The 20,886-nt window shown below is 45.9% G+C and carries 23 protein-coding genes; 19 read left to right on the forward strand and 4 right to left on the reverse strand.

Features of this window, described 5'->3' with window-relative positions; all coding sequences use genetic code 11:
* Nucleotides 1–287 precede the first annotated feature (287 nt).
* The 5 genes from HRU80_07465 to HRU80_07485 are packed head-to-tail and all read left to right on the forward strand — an operon-like array spanning nucleotide 288 to nucleotide 3,668.
* Nucleotides 288–647: an aspartate 1-decarboxylase gene (locus tag HRU80_07465; GenBank protein QOJ28727.1), complete on the forward strand. Its 360-nt coding sequence runs from the start codon at nucleotides 288–290 to the stop codon at nucleotides 645–647.
* Between the two features lie 14 nt (nucleotides 648–661).
* On the forward strand, nucleotides 662–1,186 hold the full coding sequence (locus tag HRU80_07470; GenBank protein QOJ28728.1) for a hypothetical protein: 525 nt from the start codon (nucleotides 662–664) through the stop codon (nucleotides 1,184–1,186).
* Nucleotides 1,187–1,198: 12 nt separating this feature from the next.
* The gene (locus HRU80_07475; protein QOJ28729.1) at nucleotides 1,199–1,663 is read left to right on the forward strand and encodes a LytR C-terminal domain-containing protein; all 465 of its coding nucleotides are present in this window, start codon (nucleotides 1,199–1,201) and stop codon (nucleotides 1,661–1,663) included.
* 4 nt (nucleotides 1,664–1,667) lie between these two features.
* Nucleotides 1,668–2,021, forward strand: a complete 354-nt coding sequence (gene rsfS / locus HRU80_07480; GenBank protein ID QOJ28730.1) for a ribosome silencing factor — start codon at nucleotides 1,668–1,670, stop codon at nucleotides 2,019–2,021.
* 18 nt (nucleotides 2,022–2,039) lie between these two features.
* Nucleotides 2,040–3,668, forward strand: a complete 1,629-nt coding sequence (locus HRU80_07485; protein ID QOJ28731.1) for an arginine--tRNA ligase — start codon at nucleotides 2,040–2,042, stop codon at nucleotides 3,666–3,668.
* A gap of 1,038 nt (nucleotides 3,669–4,706) precedes the next feature.
* Here HRU80_07485 and HRU80_07490 read toward each other — a convergent pair.
* The 3 genes from HRU80_07490 to surE are packed head-to-tail and all read right to left on the reverse strand — an operon-like array spanning nucleotide 4,707 to nucleotide 8,306.
* The gene (locus tag HRU80_07490) at nucleotides 4,707–5,447 is read right to left on the reverse strand and encodes a ComF family protein (protein QOJ28732.1); all 741 of its coding nucleotides are present in this window, start codon (nucleotides 5,445–5,447) and stop codon (nucleotides 4,707–4,709) included.
* Nucleotides 5,387–7,537 carry a hypothetical protein gene (locus HRU80_07495; protein ID QOJ28733.1) on the reverse strand — a complete coding sequence of 717 codons (2,151 nt, stop codon included), beginning with the start codon at nucleotides 7,535–7,537 and terminating at the stop codon, nucleotides 5,387–5,389. The genes HRU80_07490 and HRU80_07495 overlap by 61 nt, the downstream gene beginning before the upstream one ends.
* 10 nt (nucleotides 7,538–7,547) lie before the next feature.
* Nucleotides 7,548–8,306 (reverse strand): 5'/3'-nucleotidase SurE, encoded by a 759-nt coding sequence (surE, locus tag HRU80_07500; GenBank protein QOJ28734.1) that lies wholly within the window; start codon nucleotides 8,304–8,306, stop codon nucleotides 7,548–7,550.
* 79 nt (nucleotides 8,307–8,385) lie between these two features.
* Between surE and pgeF the strand changes: the two genes are divergently transcribed.
* The 9 genes from pgeF to HRU80_07545 are packed head-to-tail and all read left to right on the forward strand — an operon-like array spanning nucleotide 8,386 to nucleotide 14,960.
* Complete coding sequence (pgeF, locus tag HRU80_07505; protein ID QOJ28735.1) at nucleotides 8,386–9,126, forward strand: peptidoglycan editing factor PgeF; 741 nt, start codon at nucleotides 8,386–8,388, stop codon at nucleotides 9,124–9,126.
* Nucleotides 9,126–10,013, forward strand: a complete 888-nt coding sequence (locus tag HRU80_07510) for an EamA family transporter (protein ID QOJ28736.1) — start codon at nucleotides 9,126–9,128, stop codon at nucleotides 10,011–10,013. The genes pgeF and HRU80_07510 overlap by 1 nt, the downstream gene beginning before the upstream one ends.
* A gap of 5 nt (nucleotides 10,014–10,018) precedes the next feature.
* Nucleotides 10,019–10,405: a dihydroneopterin aldolase gene (gene folB / locus HRU80_07515; protein QOJ28737.1), complete on the forward strand. Its 387-nt coding sequence runs from the start codon at nucleotides 10,019–10,021 to the stop codon at nucleotides 10,403–10,405.
* Nucleotides 10,396–10,902: a 2-amino-4-hydroxy-6-hydroxymethyldihydropteridine diphosphokinase gene (folK, locus tag HRU80_07520; protein ID QOJ28738.1), complete on the forward strand. Its 507-nt coding sequence runs from the start codon at nucleotides 10,396–10,398 to the stop codon at nucleotides 10,900–10,902. Before folB ends, folK begins: the two co-directional genes overlap by 10 nt.
* Nucleotides 10,902–11,552 carry a deoxynucleoside kinase gene (locus HRU80_07525; GenBank protein ID QOJ30486.1) on the forward strand — a complete coding sequence of 217 codons (651 nt, stop codon included), beginning with the start codon at nucleotides 10,902–10,904 and terminating at the stop codon, nucleotides 11,550–11,552. Before folK ends, HRU80_07525 begins: the two co-directional genes overlap by 1 nt.
* Nucleotides 11,549–11,749, forward strand: coding sequence for a hypothetical protein (locus tag HRU80_07530; GenBank protein QOJ28739.1), 201 nt, complete (start codon nucleotides 11,549–11,551; stop codon nucleotides 11,747–11,749). The genes HRU80_07525 and HRU80_07530 overlap by 4 nt, the downstream gene beginning before the upstream one ends.
* A gap of 5 nt (nucleotides 11,750–11,754) precedes the next feature.
* A complete protein-coding gene (locus HRU80_07535) occupies nucleotides 11,755–12,855 on the forward strand; it encodes a glycosyltransferase family 9 protein (protein ID QOJ28740.1) in 1,101 nt (366 codons plus the stop codon).
* Between the two features lie 19 nt (nucleotides 12,856–12,874).
* A complete protein-coding gene (locus HRU80_07540) occupies nucleotides 12,875–13,798 on the forward strand; it encodes a hypothetical protein (protein QOJ28741.1) in 924 nt (307 codons plus the stop codon).
* Nucleotides 13,791–14,960, forward strand: coding sequence for a class I SAM-dependent rRNA methyltransferase (locus HRU80_07545; GenBank protein ID QOJ28742.1), 1,170 nt, complete (start codon nucleotides 13,791–13,793; stop codon nucleotides 14,958–14,960). Before HRU80_07540 ends, HRU80_07545 begins: the two co-directional genes overlap by 8 nt.
* A 279-nt stretch (nucleotides 14,961–15,239) precedes the next feature.
* Here HRU80_07545 and HRU80_07550 read toward each other — a convergent pair whose 3' ends face one another.
* Nucleotides 15,240–16,766 (reverse strand): hypothetical protein, encoded by a 1,527-nt coding sequence (locus tag HRU80_07550; GenBank protein QOJ28743.1) that lies wholly within the window; start codon nucleotides 16,764–16,766, stop codon nucleotides 15,240–15,242.
* A gap of 77 nt (nucleotides 16,767–16,843) precedes the next feature.
* Here HRU80_07550 and HRU80_07555 point away from each other — a divergent pair, with 77 nt between their 5' ends.
* The 5 genes from HRU80_07555 (at nucleotide 16,844) to HRU80_07575 (ending at nucleotide 20,885) form a co-directional block, all read left to right on the forward strand.
* The gene (locus tag HRU80_07555) at nucleotides 16,844–16,996 is read left to right on the forward strand and encodes a hypothetical protein (protein ID QOJ28744.1); all 153 of its coding nucleotides are present in this window, start codon (nucleotides 16,844–16,846) and stop codon (nucleotides 16,994–16,996) included.
* 102 nt (nucleotides 16,997–17,098) lie between these two features.
* Nucleotides 17,099–18,082: a MoxR family ATPase gene (locus HRU80_07560; protein ID QOJ28745.1), complete on the forward strand. Its 984-nt coding sequence runs from the start codon at nucleotides 17,099–17,101 to the stop codon at nucleotides 18,080–18,082.
* A gap of 18 nt (nucleotides 18,083–18,100) precedes the next feature.
* A complete protein-coding gene (locus HRU80_07565) occupies nucleotides 18,101–18,976 on the forward strand; it encodes a DUF58 domain-containing protein (GenBank protein ID QOJ28746.1) in 876 nt (291 codons plus the stop codon).
* Nucleotides 18,973–19,884, forward strand: coding sequence for a hypothetical protein (locus HRU80_07570; GenBank protein ID QOJ28747.1), 912 nt, complete (start codon nucleotides 18,973–18,975; stop codon nucleotides 19,882–19,884). The genes HRU80_07565 and HRU80_07570 overlap by 4 nt, the downstream gene beginning before the upstream one ends.
* Nucleotides 19,884–20,885: a VWA domain-containing protein gene (locus HRU80_07575; GenBank protein ID QOJ28748.1), complete on the forward strand. Its 1,002-nt coding sequence runs from the start codon at nucleotides 19,884–19,886 to the stop codon at nucleotides 20,883–20,885. The genes HRU80_07570 and HRU80_07575 overlap by 1 nt, the downstream gene beginning before the upstream one ends.
* The last annotated feature ends 1 nt before the right edge of the window (nucleotide 20,886 follow it).

Here is a 20,886-nt window from a genome sequence, read left to right on the forward strand (position 1 = left end):
CAGTTCGGTGTTGAATGATGGTTGACAAATAATCTATTCATGGCGGGCAAAATATCGGATTTCATTAAACGATGCAAGGGAAAAGTTAAGATTCCCAAAATTTCATCTTTTCATGCATTTTATTCCTATATTCGCGGCAGACTCCCTCCCAACCCACCATTCACCATTCTCCCGCAACATTTTCCCCCCACTTTCATCTAATTACCATATCCCGGACGGGGATTATCCCGCCATTTTGGCTTATATTGCAAATTAGAATTTTTGTATTTTTGACGGATTGTGTGCTTATGACAAGGGAAATGTTCAAGTCTAAAATTCACAGGGCAACCATTACCGAAGCTGAGTTGTTCTATGAAGGTAGCATTACCATAGACAAAGAACTGATTGATGCCGCTGACTTTCTCCCGGGAGAAAAAGTTCAGGTAGTAAACCTGAGCAATGGCAGCCGGCTGGAAACGTATGTTCTGGAAGGTGCGCCCGGAAGCGGTACCATCTGCCTGAACGGCCCCGCTGCCCGGTTAGGGTACAAGGGGGATGAAGTGGTGATTATTACCTATGCTCACATGAGCGAGGAAGAAGCCCGCAGCCATAAGCCAAGAATTGTTTTTGTTGATAAACAGAATAAGATTACATCTATAAAAAATTGAAAAACGGAGTAACCATGAAAAAGAATCTTCTGACAGCACTCGCTCTCGTGATCGTGTTTTCATCCTCTGCACTCGGGCAGTTTAAGGATACTGAAATCCTGAAACCCGGCGTTAAGAGCTTTATTGTTGATGAGTCAGACAGCTTCCTTTTCGGATTATTCGACCCTTCACGGTTCACCATGCATCATAGTTATTCCATGTCCTATTCTGCCGGGGGAGGTCACGGAGTCGCGCTTGGAGTATATACAAACAGCATGTTTTTTAAGCTCGCGAGCAATCTGAATTTTCAGATTGATGCACAGCTTTCACATTCTCCGTACAATACTTTCGGCGGTACATTTGGTGAAGACCTGAGCGGTCTCCGCATTTCCCGCGCACAGTTAAATTATCAGCCATGGAAAAATTTTACCGTTAATCTTTCCTATCAGCAGCTTCCCCGCGGTTACTATGGTTATGGAAACGGATACGGCAACGGATTTTATTATGGCAATCCCTTTTTTGATGCGATGTGGGATAACTCACTGAATCAGGGGAAGTAACGCCGCTGCGGCATGGATGAATTATCAGCCGGTTCTTCAGAAAAAGAAGAGCGGTTTAAAAAGCTACTTCTGATTTCTGCAATCCTGATAAATCTCCTTGTCAGCATCTACCTTTTTCTGCTCATTTTTCCCGCTGAAGAGGGGGACCGGAATAAACAAACCGTTGAGTCAGGCAAAGGGGATATCATAACGGTGGAGGTGCTGAATGGTTCCGGAATCCCGAATGCCAGCGCCATGATCGCCGACTATCTCCGCGGTCCCGGCATTGACATTCTGCAGACCGGAAACTATGAAACTTTTGACATTGCTGAAACAATTGTGGTGAATCTTTCCGGTGATTATCAGAAAGCGAAAATCATCAGCGCCAAGCTCGGGCTTGATTCTCTTCGTATTGTTACAATAACTAACCCTTCCCGCCTGCTGGATATATCAGTCATCGCCGGAAAGGACTTTAAACAACTAAAACTGGAAAACTGATCTTTTGAATTCAGAAGCACTTGCTGAAAAAGCAGCAGAGCTTATGCTCGAAAAGAAAGGATTTGACGTTAAGATCCTTGCCCTCAAAGAGGTGACCACATTAACGGACTATTTTGTTATCTGCTCCGCCGACTCCGATACCCAGGTGAAAGCCATTGCAGACAATGTTGAAAAAACACTGAGGGATGAATCCATCCGCGTTCTCGGTAAGGAAGGATATACATCGCTGAACTGGGTGCTGCTTGACTATGTTGATGTGGTGGTTCACGTTTTCAAGAAAGATGTGCGGGAGTTTTATAACCTTGAACGCCTCTGGGCTGATGTTCCCGTAAAAGAAGTAACCGATCCTGTAGCATAACCCCGTATATACCGACCAGTGAGAACGTACGTAAAGCAACTGTTTGACGCGGCTGCCCAAAAGCTGCCCTATCTGAATGAAGTCCCCGTCTTTTTTGAAAGCCCTAAGCAGGAGTCTCATGGCGATCTTGCCTGCAGCGCTGCCATGATGCTTGCCAGATATCTGAAGCGCCGCCCGCTTGATATTGCGAATGAAATAGTCGCGGAGCTGAAATATGACCCGGCAATTATTGAAAAAGTTGAAATAGCACCCCCGGGCTTTATAAACATCAGATTTACCCATAATTATACCTCCGGCATCATTCCCGCCATCCTGAAAAAAGGAGAGAGTTTCGGCAAATCGGATATATACTCCGGTAAAAGAGCGATGGTGGAGTTTGTTTCTGCCAACCCGACCGGCCCGCTCACCGTAGGACACGGAAGAAACGCTGTCTCGGGTGATACCATTGCCTCGCTGCTGGAGTGGATCGGATATACGGTAGACCGTGAGTATTATTTTAACAATGCCGGCCGCCAGATGCGTGTGCTGGGTGACTCCGTAAAATACCGCTATCTGCAGCTCCTCGGTGAGCAGATTGATTTCCCGGAAGACCATTATCAGGGGGAATATATCATTGATATCGCAAAAAAACTTCATGAACAGTACGGCGATTCCCTGCGCGAAAATGCCCCTGCTGATCTATTTAAAGATACCGCGGAAAAGGAAATCTTTGCCGATATAGAAAAAACACTCCGTTCCATCGGTATTGTATTTCAGAACTATTATAACGAGAACAGCTTATATACCGACGGAAAAATTGATGACGTCATGAAGCTGTTTAAGGAAAAGAACCTTAGTTACGAGTCAGAGGGAGCTACCTGGCTGAAACTTTCAGAAATGGGACAGGATGCGGATAAAGTAATCATCAAATCAACGGGAGAGCCGACCTACCGCCTGCCTGATATTGCCTATCACACAACCAAATTCAACCGGGGATACGATCTGATGGTTGATCTTTTTGGGTCTGACCACAATGCAACTTATACCGATGTACTGGCCGGACTAAAAGCCCTTGGCTACGATACCGAAAAGGTTAAAGTTCTCATCCATCAGTTCGTAACCATTATGCAGGGGAAGGAAATCGTAAAGATGTCCACCCGAAAGGCAAACTTCATTACGCTTGATGAACTGATAGCCGAGACGGGGAAAGATGCAGTCCGCTACTTTTTTAATATGCGCAGCATTACCACGCATCTGAATTTTGATTTGGAGATTGCAAAAAAACAGACGGATGAAAATCCCGTCTTTTATCTCCAGTATGCACATGCCCGTATCTGTTCGATCATGAGAATGGCTGAAGAACAGAAAATCGGACTGACGGATAACCCTGCAGGCGGTCTTTCACACGAAGATGAAATACGCCTTCTCAGAAAACTGTGGCAGTTTGAAAACGAAGTGCTGATAGCGGCAGAAAATTTTGAACCGCAGCGCATTACGGTATATCTTGAAGATCTTGCGGGGCTGTTCCATCGTTTCTATACTTCCTGCAGAATAATCGGGAGTGAACAAACGGTTGCAGAGGCGCGGTTAACACTCTGTGCAGCAGTGCGTCAGACGATTAAAAACGGACTTCAGATACTCGGCGTTTCAGCACCCGAGCGGATGTAATCAGACAAAAAATCTGTAGGGACAGGTCGTGACCTGTCCTAATGTTGCCGGTTGGGAAAAACATATACACAATAGGACAACTCACGAGTTGTCCCAACGAATAATGAAATAATTGTAGGGACAGGTCGTGACCTGTCCTAACGTATGCCAGGTTGCGAAAAACATATACACATTAGGACAACTCTCGGATCGTTTCTAAGGATTGTGAAAAAATTGTAGGGACAGGTCGTGACCTGTCCTAATGAATGCCGGGTTGGGAAAAATATTTACACAATAGGACAACTCACGAGTTGTCCCTACGGATGATGAAAAATTTGTAAAGACAGGTCGTGACCTATCCTAATGAATGCTGGGTTGGGAAAATTATATGCACAATAGGACAACTCACGAGGTATCCCAACAGAATGAAATGAAAATTGTCGGGACAGGTGTGACCTGTCCTAATGGATGCCAGGTTTGGAAAAACATATACACGATAGGACAACTCACGAGTTGTCCCTACGGATGATGAATAAATTGTTGGGACAGGTGTGACCTGTCCAAATTTATGTCGGATTGGGAAAAACATTTACACAATTGGACAACCCACGAGTTATCCTTACAGATTATGAAAAATTGTAGGGACAGGTCGCGACCTGTCCTAATGAATGCTAGGTTGGGAAAAACATATACACAATAGGACAACTCACGAGTTGTCCCTACGGATGATGAATAAATTGTAGGGACAGGTCGTGACCTGTCCTAATGAATGCCAGGTTTGGAAAAACATATACACAATAGGACAACTCACGAGGTATCCCAACAGAATGAAATGAAAATTGTCGGGACAGGTCGTGACCTGTCCTAATGCATGCTGGGTTTGGAAAAACATATACACAATAGGACAACTCACGAGTTATCCTTACGGATTATGAAAAAATTGTAGGGACAAGTCGTGACCTGTCCTAGTGTATGCCCGTCAGGAAGACCACGCCTACAATTAAAATCGGCAAAAACACGCAAACCAGATCCCGCGTTTCGTTACCTGAGCGGGTGTAATCAGATTGTTAATGCAATAGTGGCTACCGCCACTTTTGCCGCACCGTTTTCCTTCAGCACTTTTGCGCACTCACTCACCGTTGCCCCGGTGGTCAGCACATCATCAGCGAGCAGCACCCACTTTCCCGTTATGTCAGCCCCCTGAACCGGTTCAAAGGTATTCCGGATATTCTTCCTTCGTTCAAATGCTGATTTGTGCGTCTGGGTTTCCGTATATACCGTTTTCTTCAGGCAGTTCTTAAAGGGAATGTTGCTTTCTGCCGAAATTCCGCGGGCAATCAGTTCGCTCTGGTTATATCCGCGTTCGAGCAGTTTCAGTTTGTGGAGGGGAACAGGTGAAACGAAGTCATAATCACAATAATCAGTAATCATTTTTGCGTGAAGCTGACCGAGCCAGTGCGCGAGCTTCTGCTTATTACGGTATTTTATCCGGTGGATAATCTCAATTTCGATGGAATCTCGCATCATCCCGAAAAGAGGGTAGATTTCATCAATCAGTTTTTCGGATTTATATCTTCCGTTGTATTCAGCCAGCCGCTCCCCGGGGGTCAGAATGGTGAGTGAGTTGTGGCATTCACCGCAGATATACAGTTCATCTTCCCGCAAACGTTCCCTGCACCCGGCGCAGGTCTCGGGAAAGAAGAGCTGCACAAAGCTTTTAAGCACTCCCCCCGCTTGCATCAGAGCATCCCGGCTCTTTTTCGCATGAACCACTCTGCTGAAAGCAGCAGTATGATACATATCAGTATATATATATTTGACCAGATGCGGTGCTCGTCCACCGTGCTTTTGACAGGAGCTTTTTTCTGGTCGAGGCGGCTGTATTCATTAAAGATACCGGTAAAATTACTGCCGTCAAAATATTTCCCTCCTGAATAAAACGCCAGTGCCGCAAGAAAATTTGCATCCGCCGTCAGGTTAGAGCGCTCAAAATCAATCTCCCCGATATTGATCCGCCCTGAGTCAGCCGCATAAAGCCGTCCGTTCCGGGTAACCGAGCCCTTATACTTGTAATCCCCCGGCGGGAGCTGGTCCGTAACGATTTCATATAACCCCCGCCCCAGTTCATTCATTATATATTCTCTCTGCACATTTTGTGAACTCAGTGTCAGTGTGATCTCTTCCCCCTCAAGCGCGTTGCGGCTCTCATCCAGCAGTTCCGCTGAAATCTCCACCGCTTCATTCTCACTAAACAGTTTCTTTACCGGTTTAAGCGTGAGCAGTTTTCTTTCTTCCGCTGAAGCCAGCCAGCGGGCGATACCTATAATAAAATTGTCAAAATCAAAAGCTTCATTCGTGTTAAGTTTCCATCGCCACAGATTGGCTCCGTTAAAGGCAATAACCCGCAGTTTGCCAAGCGACATCGCCGTGAGCATCGGGTCATCCAGCGTAACATTATTCTGCCTGATGGTTATAAGCGGCAGAGCACCGGCCTTATTCCTGAGCACCCAGCCCGGCTGCACAATGGGGGGAAGTCCGTTAATGCTCCCCGGCACCGAACCCGCTCCTGCTCTGATAACCGGATGTAATTTAAAGGCCTCATTAAGATTTGGCAGTATACCCTCCTTATTTCCGCCATTTTGCGACATAATGACATCAAACGGCAGATACGGGGCAAGTACGCGCAGTTTCTGTGCATCGGTGAAAGGAGGAAGCAATATATAGAAGGGAGTATTTTTGCCCGCAAGAATTGACCGTATATCCTCAAGCATCTGCGGTGAAGTTTCAGCAGCAGGAAAATTAATCAGAAACAGTATATCTGCTTTTTCTGCATCAGTCTTGCTGTAATTACCTTCAAGGAATTTCCCCTGAGCAATCTGAATAAGTGAAGTTACCTTCAAACTGGTATCAGTCTGCAGCGCCGCTCTGATGAACGAAACATCGGAAGAGGGGAAACCCGCAATCAGATGAACCTTAAGTTTATCAGTGAGGATATTTATATACGCCACTTTCTTATTATTGCCCGGCTGCTCATCACCTTTGGGTGCGGTTACTTCCGCGGTGATTTTCTTTTCTCCCGGGGCTGACGGTTTGTAGGAAAAGAGTACACTGGTAATTCCGTCAGCTGTGAGAGTTAGAATCTCAGAACTGATGAGTTTGTTATCCTCATATAAACTTACGGTGAGTGCCTCACCGCTGAAGCCGAAGGAGCTGACGGTTACATTAATCTTTGTTTCCGTTCCGGCGTAAACGGTTTCATTGTGAATGATGCTTCTGATGCTGACATCTTTTTTCCGCGAAGTGTCGCCTGCTCCGATGGTATATACCGGATAGCCAAGCCGGTCGGCACGGGTGAGGGGATTCCCCCCTTTATTAATAATCCCGTCAGAGATAATGGTTAGTGATGCTGCAGGCACATCATCCGGTATGGCATTAATTACCGCTTCCATATCGGTAGCGTTACCGGTATAGGTGAGTGCCGCAAGCTGTTCATTTTCTGCAAACTCTGCGTGCCCGTCAAAGAGGATATACCGGAAGTTAACATCACCTGATTTTGAGCTGAACTGTCCGGTTATATCTTTCATCAGTGTGGCTTTATCGGCCGAATCTTTCCCGGAACCAAGAGACGCCGACCGGTCAATTGCAACATAGTGCACCGGCTGCAGTCTGGTTTCATAAAACAGACTGAGTACCGGTTCAAACATAAGGAAGAGTATCAGCAGCACAACCACAGCCCTGATACCGAGTAAGAGGTATCGTTTGGCTTTGGAAACCACGGGCAGGGTAAACCGGTAACTGAACCAGGCATATATACCAAGCAGCAAAAGCAGAAAGATAAGCCATGGCCAGCTTCCTGCTATATCAAGAGCAGCATCCCTCAATTCATTCATACGGGTCTGCTCAGAACTTTGAATCCCACTCAGCTATGCGGCTGAGTTCTTCATAATCGGTCAGATCAAAATGAATAGGGGTTACTGAAGCGTAATTCTCTGAAATCGCTCTCTGATCAAATGCCGGCGTGGCATCCATTTCTACCAGATTGCCGGTGAGCCAGAAATAATCTCTTCCATAGGGGTCGGTGCGCTTTTCATAAATATCATCCCATTTGGATTTACCCTGACGGGTATAGAGCACACCTTTGATCTCTTCCCGGGGGAGATCTGGTACGTTAAGGTTCAGCAGCGTACCCGGGCGGAGTCCTTTTTTTACGATAATTTTTGCGTAATGAGCCGCAAGCTCGGCGGCGAAGTGAAAATGTTTCGCGTGATGGCTGGTAACCGAAACCGCAATAGCCGGGATATCCATGATTGCCGCCTCACGGGCTGCTGATACGGTTCCTGAATATATCACATTGGTTGCGGTATTGGAGCCATGGTTAATGCCGCTGACCACGATATCGGGGTTGCTGTTCAGGATATTTCTCACTCCCATTTTAACACAGTCTGCCGGGGTGCCGTCAACTGCATATCCGAAAAAATCACTGTTTTTATGATAATGAATGACGCGAAGGGGTGTTTTCATGGTAATTGCGTGGCCGACGGCACTTTGCTCTCTGAGCGGTGCCACCACGGTAACATCTGCGAATTTTCTGAATTCCTCTGCAAGAGCGGCTATGCCGGTTGAATCTATGCCGTCATCGTTGCTGATAAGTACTTTCAAACCTTGATCCTCTTTTCCGTTCACCGCCTGATTGAGTAGCGGTTTTTTGCTAAATTATGAATCTGAATCTGTAAAAATAATGATAATAATAGAACCAGAGATATTTAACGTCTTTCCGGAAATAAAGTGCGGTTTCAGCACAAAAACTGACCCGGAAGCGCTCCCCCCCTACTATTTTAACCTTTCTGCCTCTGTGGGGGATGATCCTGCCGCGGTTATGGCACGAAAGGAGCGGTTTTATAACTGGTTCGGCATCACTTCATCAGACGTTGCAACCCAGTATCAGGTTCATGAGGATACCATCACCTATGTGACAAAACCGGGACTAAGCCCCTCCTCAGATGTTCTTGTGACTGATGTAACCGGGCTCGGACTGGTGGTTTCCTCTGCTGACTGCCTTCCTGTGTTTATCTACGACAAAAAAAACCATGTAATAGCCGGGATTCACTCAGGCTGGAAAAGTTCTGAAAAACGGATTGTCAGAAAAGCTCTGGAATTTCTGCAGGACAAATGGAATTCACATCCGGATGATTTGTATATTTATTTTGGACCTTCAATTTCCGGGGAGGTGTATGAGGTCGGCCCGGAAGTAGCGCAAAAATTTCCCTCCAAATATCTTATTCCGAAAAAGGAAAAATTTCTGCTGAATATCCCGCTATTTAATCTTGATATACTCACATCCTTCGGGATACCGGATAAAAATATACAGGTAAGCAGGCTCTGCTCTTACAGCAGCAAGAAATTGCTCCACTCTTACCGTAGGGATGGACAGGTTTCCGGCCGCGCTGTGGGTATGATACTGATGAAGGAGAAAAACTGATGCTGCTGAAATATATATTACTCTATATTCTGCTCTGTCTTATCTGGGGAACAACCTGGCTTGCGATCCGGCTCGGTCTGGAGGATTTTGCCCCGTTCTTTTCTGCAGGGCTGCGGTTTGTGGTCGCGGCAGTGGTGCTAGGCGCCATTATTTACCTGAAAAAGATTCCGCTTCCCTTTGATAAAAAGTCCATGCTGATCTATATCATGCTCGGCATGTTCTCTTTCTTTGTTCCCTTTGGCATGGTTTACTGGGGAGAGCAGCATGTGAGCAGCGGACTTGCCGCGGTGCTTTTTGCGGTCTATCCGTTTGGTGTGACGGTTTTCTCCCACTTTATTCTGCGCAATGAAGAAATCACTCCGCGCAAGGTTGCAGGAATGGTTCTTTCATTTGCGGGGGTATATACGATTTTTCATAACAGTATCGGCGGCGGATCTGATCTTTATGTTATCGGAATGTTTATGATTCTGATAAGTGCTGTTATGCAGGCATATATTCTGGTGCTCTTTAAGAAGCATGGTTCGTATCTGAATGCACTTTCGGTGAATTTTATACCTGTTCTGATTGCCGGAGTAAGTTTTTTTATTTCTTCAGCGATTATTGAACCTGAGCCGGTAAAACAGATTACCGCTGCCGGTATCAGCACAACGCTCTATCTTGGTATATTCGGTACCGTAATAACTTTTACAACGTATTATTATCTTCTAAAACGGATTCCGCTGCTGCTTCTTTCCTTTATTGCGTTTATCACTCCGGTCATTGCGGTAATTGCGGGCTGGATTTTTGCGGCTGAAAAATTATCTGAAAAAGATCTCATCGGGAGCGCTCTTGTGGTAGCGGGGCTCGGAATCGCTAATCTCGTATTCAATAAGAAAAATCAGACCTGAACATTATGAAAAATATCATCAGAATAAACAAAGCTTCGTTTTATGCCTATCATGGCGTGTTTCAGAGCGAACAGAATGTCGGCGGCAAATTTGAGGCGGATATTGTCATCTATACGGACTTTTCTCTGGCCTCGGAAAAAGACCAGCTGAAAAATACCATTGACTACGAAAAGGTGTATCAGGTATTGCATGAAACCGCCATAGCAAAAAAGTATTACTTAATTGAAGCGCTGGCGGCAAAAATAACCGATGATCTTTTCCGGAAGTTCGAGACTGTTGAAAAACTGGAAGTGCGGATACGGAAGAACAATCCTCCCATCGGCGGAGTTGTAGAATCGGTTGAAGTGGAAATCATTAAAGAACGGAATGAGTTTCTGAGAGAATGGAAGTAACCGTTTATCTCGGGATTGGTTCCAATATTGAACCGCGCAAAGAATATATATTCAGAGCGATGCGGATTCTGGCAGATAACAGCAGAATACGGGTGGGGGGCAGATCATCGATTTACCGCACAAGACCCTTTGGGGTATCGGATCAGGGGGAGTTTCTGAATCTGGTATTGCAGGTTCAGACGGATTTACCGCCTGAGGAACTGTTTGCCGTCATAAAAAATGCAGAACGGCAGGCAGGAAGAATTGAGCGGCAGCGATGGGGAGCACGTGAAGTTGATATTGATATACTGCTTTACGGGGATCAGGTATATCATTCGGAGGTGCTGGACATTCCGCACAAGGGATTGATGAGCAGGGATTTTTTTGTGGTACCACTTCTGGAACTGATGCCGGATGCAGAAAATCCGGAGACAGGTCAAAAACTGAGTGATCTGGATTTTACAGGGGAAAACCGTTATGTGACCGGGGTATATGAACCGGAGGAGGAATCTGTATGATGAATGAGATAAATTACATCGCCATCGAAGGGGTGATAGGGGTCGGAAAAACCTCGCTGGCAAGGCTGCTAGCCGAAAAAATGAGGGCCAGGCTGATTCTGGAAAAGTTTGAGGAAAATCCGTTTTTGGATAAATTTTATAAAAGCAAAGCGGATTTTGCGTTTCAGACGCAGATGTTCTTTCTGGTAAGCAGATATAAGCAGCTTGAGGGGCTGCATCAGAACTCGCTTTTTACCAATTATATCGTTTCTGATTATATATTTGAAAAAGACCGTATCTTCGCAAGCATTAATCTCTCTGATGAGGAGTTCCGGCTGTATGATTCGATTTACCCGATGTTTTCGCAGAATATACGCAAGCCGGATCTGGTGATTTTTCTGGACAGTGATGTTGACCGACTCATGTATAATGTACAGCTAAGGAACCGGGAGATGGAAAAAGCAGTGACGGCTGATTATCTGACTGCTCTGAGCAATGCCTATAAGGAGTTTTTCTTTAAGTATTCGCACAGTCCGCTTCTGATAATTAATACAACCGGAATTGACTTTGTGAATAATGAGACGGAATTTAACGCCTTATATAAGGAGATATTCCGGGAAGACCGAGCATTTATTGAGTATTTTAATCCTGAAGGGAAGGGGATATTTTGAGATATATTCTGATTCTTCTGCTGATTTATATTTTTTACAGAATTGCCAAAGCGGTAGTGGTAAGACGATTCAGAGAAATGACCGGGGCTGATAATTCACGGGTCAGGGGAAATGACTCTGCTCAGAAGGAAAAGCGGAATATTGAAGATGCAAAGTTTACCGAGATTCATGAAGATGATGATAAAGGGAAAAAGTAGTCTTCATGATGAACATAACTGAAATACTTCTCCATGCGATCTGCAGGGGGATATGGGGTGTTCAGGAAAAAACGCTGCCGGAGGATTTTGTACCGAAGAAGATTCTGGTAATACGTCCTCATAATCAGCTAGGGGATATGATAGCCGGCACGGTACTCTTCCGCGCAATGAAGGAAAGCTGGCCGGATTCTGATATATATCTGATTGCCTCACCGCAGAATATCTCCGGAGCGGAGCATAATCCGTTTCTTGCCGCCATTTTTAATTTTGACAAAAAGAAACTTTTTGATGCTGAATTTCTGAGGGATTTATACCGGTTTCTTAAGCGGGACTATGATCTGGTGCTTACACCGGTTGTGGTATCAATTTCTTTTACGAGTAATCTGCTCGCGGGTATTGCAAACGGACGATTTAAGACTGGGCCAAAATCTCTTGACGGGATGGAGAATGATTCCGCTTATTTCTTTCATGAGCGGGTGGTGCTTGATTTCCGCGCGGATGAAAATCTGCATGTATGGGATAGAATGATGCGGAATCTGGGGAGCGTAAAGGTACAGCACGGTGAACTGAAACCTGATATAAATTACACTGAAGAGGAAAGCGCCAATGCACTTGAAGCCCTGAAGTCAGCAGGGTGGCGTGAAGGACAGATAGTTCTTGGCATACATCCGGGAGCGGGAAAGCCGCCGAATATCTGGCCGGCGGAAAATTTCGCGGAAGTGATTAACCGTCTTACGGAACTTGCCGGACAACATCCGGAGAGGAAAGAGATTTTTATTGTTGCAACAGGGAGTAAGCAGGAGCAGGGGATTATTGATGAAATTAACAGCAGAATTCAGGGGGAAGTATTCTTTTTTACCAACCGCACTATAGCCGAAGTTGCAGCTCTTATGCAGTATACTGATCTCTTCATCGCCAATGATACAGGTATTATGCATGTGGCAGGGGCGGAGAGCGTCCCTCAGATATCTCTTTTTGGAATGACTAATCCGCATCAGTGGGCGCCGCGGGGAGAGAATAAATACTGGCTGCGGGAGTCGGATAACATCAGGGATATATTGCCGGAACAGGTGATTTCCCTGGCGCGGCAGATTCTGCAGTTGTGAAATTTTGAGTTATACCATAATGAAAAACTATGCTGCCATAGATATTGGTTCGAATTCATTCCACCTGAAGATTATTTCGGTTGAGGAGGGGAGGTTCAGGGATGCACTTCTTGATAAAAGAATTGTCCACCGGCTGGCGGCAAAGGATGCATCCGGGCGGACGTATATACCTGAAGAACGGATTGTAAGGGGGATTGCAATCATCGGAGAATTTGCGGATGATATATCATTTCATCAGGCATCGTATCTTGGGATGGCAACAAGCGCGGTTAGGGAATCAGTCAACGGTGAAGAGTTTTTACAGAGGGTGAAAGATATGACGGGAATAACGGTTGAAAAAATCACCGGACACAGGGAAGCGGAGTTTATTTATGAAGGGGCAACCATGCTTTTCCCTCAGGAGAAAGGGGATATGACGGTTATTGATATCGGCGGGGGCAGCACGGAGATTATTAAGGGGAGGGGAACGGAGTATCTTCGTGCTGAAAGCATGCCGGTTGGTGCCGTACGGTGCAGTCAGATGTTCGCGCCGGAGTTTGATTATTCTGATGAGTCAATGCAGCAGATTCGTGAATATACATTGCATCAGCTTATTCTGCATTTTCCTGAAAAGGAAATGTATCTTTCACCGCTTGTGATCGGAACATCGGGGACGTTTAATTCTCTTTCCATGATCAGACCGTTTCTGAGTGCGGAGGAGAAGCACATCAGTTATAATCTTATCCGGGAGACAGAGGCACTTTGCAGGGCAAACTATCTTCTGAAAGACCGCCTCTGGCTTACCTATTTAGAACAAAACAAACTTGAAATACTTCCTGCAAGTATTTCAATCGTCAGGGCAATCGCGGACTATTTCGGATTTGCCGGTTTTATTTACTCCCCTTATGCAATCCGGGAAGGGATGATACGGGAACTGATCAGAAAGGATGCAGCGGTTGGCTGATATATATCTTAAAAAGAATGAGGAGAGAAGAATTGAAGCGGGGCATCTGTGGGTATTCAGTAATGAGGTGCTGAAGACGGAGGGGGAAGCGGTGAACGGAGACCTTTGTCAGGTTTATTCGTCATCGGGGAAGTTTCTTGGAACAGGCGTATGGAACAGGAATTCACTGATCTGTGTGCGCATTCTTTCACGGGAGAAGATAGAAGATATCAGGGAGTTTCTGCGTGAGCGTATACTTTCAGCAGCCGGGCTCCGGAGCAGGATATATACGGGGAGAAGCGCGTACCGGCTTTTGTTCGGCGAGAGTGACGGACTGCCCGGGCTGGTGGCTGACCGCTACAATGACAGCTATATTCTTCAGATACACAGCTCCGGGATGGAGGCGCTTAAAGATGTTATTACCGGAGTTCTGCGGGATGAACTGCAGGCGAAACATATTCTGACCCGTCATGATATGTACTTCAGAAAGCTGGAAGGGCTTTCGGAGGAGGATGAGATACTTCTGGGCACTCCGGAGAAAGAGGTGATAACGATTGAAGGGGTGAAGTATCAGATAGATTTCAGAGATTCTCAGAAAACAGGTTTTTTTCTTGACCAGGCAGCAAACCGTATTTACGCCTCACGGTTCACGGGGGGAGGATCAGTGCTTGATCTCTTCTGCAATTCGGGGGGATTCGGGCTGCACGCTCTTAAGGCGGGGGCCCGGGAGGCAGTGTTTAGTGATATATCTGAAACAGCACTTGCGGCAGTGCGCAGAAATTATGAACTAAACGGATTTTCAGCCGGGGCGGAGTATATACCGGGGGACGCTTTCATGGTGCTCAAGGAGTTGCATCAGAATGGGAGAAGTTTTGATCTGGTTGTGACGGATCCGCCGGCGTTTGTGAAAAGCAGAAAGAGGATTCAGGAGGGAGTTAAGGGGTACCTGACGATTAATGCTCTTGCACTCAAGTTAGTGAAGAAGGGTGGTTTTTACGCAACTGCATCCTGCTCACACCATATTACCCGTGAGGTGTTTCTGGAGACTATTCATAAAGCAGCGCTGAAGGCAGGAAGAGAGCTGAAACTGCTTCATTTTGCCGGAGCAGGGGAGGATCACCCGGTACTGCCTGCAATGCCGGAGACAGAGTATCTGAAGTTTGGAGTTTTCGCTGTTCTTTAAATGCCAGGTGCCTGGTTCTTAGTTCCTGGTTATTGGTGATATAATTGATTTCTGTTTTCCGGGGGATGAATTTTATTGAGTTTCAGTTTTTGTCTTTTCTTTATTTAGGGGGCATCCTCCCGCTGCTTTAAAGTGAGAGCTCAGTTATCACTGATTCATATACCTTCACAGCACTGCAGGTTTAATACCTCTTCCTGTATTGACAGAATTATCCGGTCATCAGCATCCCGTAAATTTCAATATTTCTTTGAATGCTCTGAGCGGGTAGTGATAATGTTTCTACTTTGTGTTATATCCGGAGTACAGTTTTTTAACAGCGGCTTTGAATTCAGGTTTGTCTGGGCAGGTGTAGTATTCATCTAAGAAAGCAAAGGCATCCGGCTCTCCGTTGAGAAGGTATATATCCGTTACAGCAGCGGCGATGAGGGCTTTGTAGTCAGCGCCCCAGCCAATTTCCTGCATGCTCTGGCAGGTATTGGGATGTTCGAGGCTGGTGAGAAAGTCAGCGATTTCTGCTTTGATTTCCTGCAGATGTTGTTTGAGCAAAGTGGTATATTTTACGGTGCTTTCGCGGAACTGATTATTGCTGTACTCAAAAACCATGGGCGGAAATACGGAGCCTGCGTGTGAGGTGAATGCGTAATCGTAGCTGTAATTAACGGTGCTGAATTCTTTTTTACCATCCTGATCTATATCCTCAAAGCTGATGGTCATCCCGAAGATTTCGAGTCCGGGAGAGTAGAGGACGGGTTTTTCTTCCAGTTCCCAGACCGATAGTGTATAGCAGCAATGTGCACCGCCGGAGTAGGTTCTGACCATCAGTTCGAGTTGAGAGTCATTATCATAATCATCGGCGAAGAACTCCGCCTGTGCCACGGTTTGTGTATATATGGGTTCACCGCTCTGTGTTTTCAGAATTACGGAGCTTTCCCAGTCATCCTCATGTTTCTTTATGGTGAATGTATATCCTTTGTATGAGGCGGCCTCAGCGGTGACGTTCAGGATCGTTTCCCGGACTTCTTCACGGATGAGGCGGAATGTATCTGCGGTCTGCTTTGCTTCAAAATATTTTCTGACCCATGCGGTGCCTTGGGACGGGTTATCATTATTTTCGGTAAATAGTTCTTCTTCAACCCGGATAGCCAATATGGAATTTCCAATTTCTGATATTGAAAGAAGCTTCATTTTATGCCGGATGGTTCTGAAGCTGCTGAAGAAGAGGGATTTTTCGGCCGTAATTTGCCTTCGCGGATTTTGGGTTTGACTGACTGCGGTATCAGCAAACAGACTGAGGTGATTAGCAAGATCATTCCTGAGAAGGGTATTGGTATATTCAAAAAAGAATGTGTTGAGTTTATCGGTTAATGCTGCGGTTTTTTCTAGCAGTTCGGTCTCCAGATTGTTCAGGGTGTTCTTAAGGTCAGAGGTTTTAATGAAGGTTTTTTGCACTGACCGGAGTCCCAAGAGAGCATTAAAATAGTGTTGGCTATCCCGCTGGGCAATGGCAGAAAGAATGAGCCGGTAAAAATCAGCTGACTGAGGAGGAAGTTCTAGGATGGCGAGTTCTTTTTCGGCTTCAATGATTTTGCCTGAGACGATAAGTGCCTCGATGCGGGTTTGGGGAGTCTCTTTGTTTAAAAACCATACTACCGCTACAAGGAGCAAGAGAATGACCAGGCCGGCCGCAACTGCCAAAGGACTCTGTTTTTTGACCGGAGGCAGGTTACTCCCTGAGAGATTTTGAGCTGGATCGGAAAGGGAGGGTTCCTTTGGAATCTGGTTTTCCGGGGCGGAGTGGTCTGACATGGTTCTGTTTTTACTGATTAAAAGTGATAAAAAAGGATTGGGGCAATTTACAATAAAGAATTTTGCAGGATGAATTATTGCTCTGGATAGTGGCCGGAAAACCTGAGGGAATAAATGAACTTAAAAACCTCAAGCCCCTTCATCTCCACCCAGGGGCCGGCACTCAAAGTAGAGAAGAGGTGAACAGTAAACGGCCAGGAAAATTTAAAATTCTACTAATTATGAGGTAAAAAGGAGTGGTTTGTCATGGTTTTTTTCGCCGGGGGAGGTAAACTTTTTATTTTTGGGGTCGTCAAAAAAACAGGTTTTTTAATAATTTTTGAGGGTATCCCTTGGACATTTCAGCGTTAAATGAAAAAATCCGCAATGAGAGTGCATTTGTTGACCTGCTTTCCAATGAAATAAGCAAGGTAATTGTGGGGCAGAAGGTTATGGTGGAACGGCTCCTGATCGGGCTGCTTTCAAACGGGCATGTGCTGCTTGAGGGGGTGCCGGGTCTGGCCAAAACTCTGGCAATCAAGACTCTGGCTTCTTCGATGAAGGCAAAGTTCCAGAGAATTCAGTTCACGCCTGATCTGCTTCCGGCTGATTTGGTCGGTACACAGATTTACAATCAGAAAGAAGGGAATTTCCTGATAAAGAAGGGGCCTCTTTTTTCGAACTTTATTCTGGCGGATGAAATTAACCGCGCCCCAGCCAAGGTGCAGAGTGCATTGCTTGAAGCGATGCAGGAGCGACAGGTGACTATAGGGGAGCAGACTTTTAAGCTGGAAGACCCATTTCTTGTTCTTGCTACCCAGAACCCTATTGAGCAGGAAGGCACCTATCCGCTTCCGGAAGCACAAGTTGACCGTTTTATGCTCAAGGTGAAGATTTCCTATCCAAGTAAAGAAGAAGAGTTAAAGATTCTCAGAAGCAATACCTCAACTGAGAGTGTTTCTGTTCAGCCGGTGATTACCGCTGAGGATATCATCAGAGGGAGAGAACTGGTGAAGGAGGTTTATCTTGATGAAAAGATTGAGCGGTATATACTGGATATCGTATTCGCGACAAGAAATCCGGAGGAATATAAACTTGCCAAATTGAAGCCGCTGATACAATACGGATCATCCCCCCGCGCGAGCATCAGTCTTGCTCAGGCATCAAAAGCTCATGCATTCATCCGCAGAAGGGGATATGTGATCCCGGAGGATATCCGCTCGATTGCTTATGATGTGATGAGGCACAGGATAGGGGTTACTTATGAAGCTGAGGCGGAGGAGATTACTTCTGAGAATATCATACAGGATATCCTGAATACCGTTGAAGTTCCGTAATATATCTATCCTCAGGGCATGATTACATCAGAGCTTCTTAAAAAAGTACGCCATATTGAGATAAAAACCAGAGGTCTGGTAAACCATCTCTTTTCAGGTGAATACCATTCGGTTTTCAAGGGAAAGGGTATGGATTTCAGCGAGGTGCGTGAGTACCAGTATGGCGATGATATACGGAACATAGACTGGAATGTAACGGCCAGGTTCGGGCATCCTTTTATCAAGGTATTTGAAGAGGAGCGTGAACTGACGGTGCTTCTGGTAGTTGATCTATCAGGTTCGCAGTATTTCGGCTCCTATCAGCAGGCAAAGCAGCAGATTGCCGCGGAGCTGAGCGCCATCCTTTCACTGAGTGCACTGAAGAATAATGACAAGGTAGGGCTGATTCTTTTCACTGATTCAGTTGAAAAGTATATACCGCCTCAGAAGAAGAAGACTAATGTGCTGCGCATTATCAGGGAGGTGCTTTCATTTGAACCAAAGAGCCGTGGAACGAATATTAAAAGTGCGCTTGAATTTGTGAACAAAGCGGTAAAAAAGCGGAGCATCTGTTTTCTGATTTCCGATTTTAATGATAAGGATTATGAGCAGGTGATCAGAATAACGGCAAGAAAGCATGACCTGATTGCCGTAAAGGTCGAAGACCCGCGTGAAAACGACCTGCCCTCAGTCGGGCTGATGCGGCTTGCTGATCCGGAGACGGGCAAAGAGATGCTGGTAGATACCAGTTCTATTAAGATACGCTCGAAATTTTATGAAAAGGTGCAGGAGCGGAGGGAGCGTACAAAGAAGATATTCACTGCTGCCGGGGTTGATACCATTCAGATTAATACGGCTCAGTCTTATATACCCCCATTAGTCAGTTTCTTTAAAAAGCGGGAGACACGCTTGTGAGTAAAAATCTGCTGCTCCTTCTTTTTCTTCTTCCTGTGATTCTCTCAGGACAGGAGATTCAGTTTAAAACAGGGATTGATTCGACATCTTATCTGGTAGGTGATCCGGTTTCGCTGAAGATAGAGGCAAAGTATCCGGCAGACCACCGGTTAGTGTTCCCCGCACGGTTTGATTCACTGGCGCCGCTTGAATATTTATATACCGATACACTTTCGCTTGAAGAGAGCGGGGGCATGCGGGAAGCGAAGTTTGCTTTTGTGATAGCGGGATATGACAGCGGGCTTTTTACCATCCCACGCATGCCTTTTCTGTTTGTAAAGGGGGAAGGTACAAAGACCTTTTACAGCGATTCCTTTCAGGTTCTGATTTCCACTGTAGCGGTTGACACTTCTCAGGATATACGTGATATAAAAGCCCCGGAGAGAATTCCTTTTGATTACTCATTCCTCTGGTGGCTTCTGCCTCTGCTGATTGTGCTTGGTGCACTGGGTTACTGGCTCTATAAGACACTAAGCAGGCGGGAGAAACCTGAGGCGAAGGTTCCGGTGGTGAAAGTGAGTCCTTATGAGGAAGCACTGAGCGCGCTGCAGCTGTTAGAAAAAAAGCAGCTCTGGCAGAGCGGCATGATTAAAGAATTTCATTCTGAGATTACCGGTATTATCAGGAATTATTTTGAGCGGGCTTATTCACTCCCAGCGCTTGAGAGCACGTCTGCCGAAACGCTTGAAGCTCTGAGAAACAAGGGAATTTCGCAGGGTATTATCGCGAAAACGGAAACATTTTTTGAAAACGCGGATCTGGTAAAGTTTGCTAAATATATACCTGTCCCAGACCTGAATCAGCGTATGATGACAACCGCCTATGATATCCTGAAAGAGTCTGAATCAGTTAACGGGGAGAAGCGATAATGAAGTTTTTCGCGAATTATGAGTTTCTTCAGCCGGGATATCTCTGGTTTCTGCTGCTGATACCCGCGGTTCTGGCGTGGAAATATTTTATTGCGAAGCGGGATTCAGCCGCGGTTGTTTATCCGGGTACGGCAGATATTTTCGGTGGAATTAAGAGTCTGCGGATGAGACTTGCATTTTTGCCGGCGCTGCTGCGGTATCTTGCTATTACGGCAGTTATTATTGCCATCGCACGTCCGGTTTCTTATACATCGGGAGAGAATATCAATACGGAGGGTATTGATATTGTCCTGGTACTGGATATATCAGGCAGTATGCTTGCTGAGGATTTTAAACCAAACCGGCTTGAGGCGGCAAAGAACCTGACAAAGGAATTTGTGATGGCACGCCAGACAGACAGAATCGGACTCGTGATATTTTCACGGGATGCTTTTACACAGTGTCCGCTTACGGTTGATTATAAGGTGCTTACCGATCAGCTCCGGGTTGTGAAGTCCGGAATGATTGAAGACGGCACAGCAATAGGCAATGCCATCACCAATGGTGTTAACCGCCTGAAGGACAGTGACGCAAAAAGCAAAGTGCTCATACTGCTGACCGACGGTGTGAACAACGCGGGAGAAGTTGACCCGATAACCGCCACAGAGATTGCAAAGACCTTTGGTGTGAGAATATATACCATCGGTGTCGGAACCATGGGTGAAGCGCCATATCCCTTTAACACTCCGTTTGGAAAGCAGTATCAGATGGTGCCCGTTCAGATTGATGACGCAATGCTGACCAAGATTGCCACACAGACCGGCGGGAAATATTTCAGGGCTACGGGGAATAAAAAGCTTGAGGGGGTATTTAGCGAAATTGATAAACTAGAGAGGTCAATTATAGAGGTGACTTCCTACAGAAACAAGACGGAGCACTTTTATCCTTTTGCCCTTGCTGCGCTGCTTCTGGTATTTTTTGAGTTCCTTCTTGCGCGAACCTATTTCAGGAGACTGGCGTAAG

This window comes from Ignavibacteriales bacterium (assembly GCA_015709675.1).
Classification (GTDB): Bacteria; Bacteroidota; Ignavibacteria; order Ignavibacteriales; family Ignavibacteriaceae; genus H2-BAC3.

Bases quoted from the DNA above. Each gene is read 5' to 3' on its own strand.
- HRU80_07565 (QOJ28746.1), top strand. From the start codon at position 18,101: ATGATTACATCAGAGCTTCTTAAAAAAGTACGCCATATTGAGATAAAA.
- HRU80_07540 (QOJ28741.1), top strand. From the start codon at position 12,875: ATGAAAAACTATGCTGCCATAGATATTGGTTCGAATTCATTCCACCTG.
- pgeF (QOJ28735.1), top strand. From the start codon at position 8,386: ATGATAATAATAGAACCAGAGATATTTAACGTCTTTCCGGAAATAAAG.
- HRU80_07475 (QOJ28729.1), top strand. From the start codon at position 1,199: ATGGATGAATTATCAGCCGGTTCTTCAGAAAAAGAAGAGCGGTTTAAA.
- HRU80_07495 (QOJ28733.1), bottom strand. From the start codon at position 7,537: ATGAATGAATTGAGGGATGCTGCTCTTGATATAGCAGGAAGCTGGCCA.
- HRU80_07490 (QOJ28732.1), bottom strand. From the start codon at position 5,447: ATGTATCATACTGCTGCTTTCAGCAGAGTGGTTCATGCGAAAAAGAGC.
- HRU80_07525 (QOJ30486.1), top strand. From the start codon at position 10,902: ATGAATGAGATAAATTACATCGCCATCGAAGGGGTGATAGGGGTCGGA.
- HRU80_07510 (QOJ28736.1), top strand. From the start codon at position 9,126: ATGCTGCTGAAATATATATTACTCTATATTCTGCTCTGTCTTATCTGG.
- HRU80_07535 (QOJ28740.1), top strand. From the start codon at position 11,755: ATGATGAACATAACTGAAATACTTCTCCATGCGATCTGCAGGGGGATA.
- HRU80_07575 (QOJ28748.1), top strand. From the start codon at position 19,884: ATGAAGTTTTTCGCGAATTATGAGTTTCTTCAGCCGGGATATCTCTGG.
- folK (QOJ28738.1), top strand. From the start codon at position 10,396: ATGGAAGTAACCGTTTATCTCGGGATTGGTTCCAATATTGAACCGCGC.
- HRU80_07550 (QOJ28743.1), bottom strand. From the start codon at position 16,766: ATGTCAGACCACTCCGCCCCGGAAAACCAGATTCCAAAGGAACCCTCC.
- folB (QOJ28737.1), top strand. From the start codon at position 10,019: ATGAAAAATATCATCAGAATAAACAAAGCTTCGTTTTATGCCTATCAT.
- HRU80_07470 (QOJ28728.1), top strand. From the start codon at position 662: ATGAAAAAGAATCTTCTGACAGCACTCGCTCTCGTGATCGTGTTTTCA.
- HRU80_07465 (QOJ28727.1), top strand. From the start codon at position 288: ATGACAAGGGAAATGTTCAAGTCTAAAATTCACAGGGCAACCATTACC.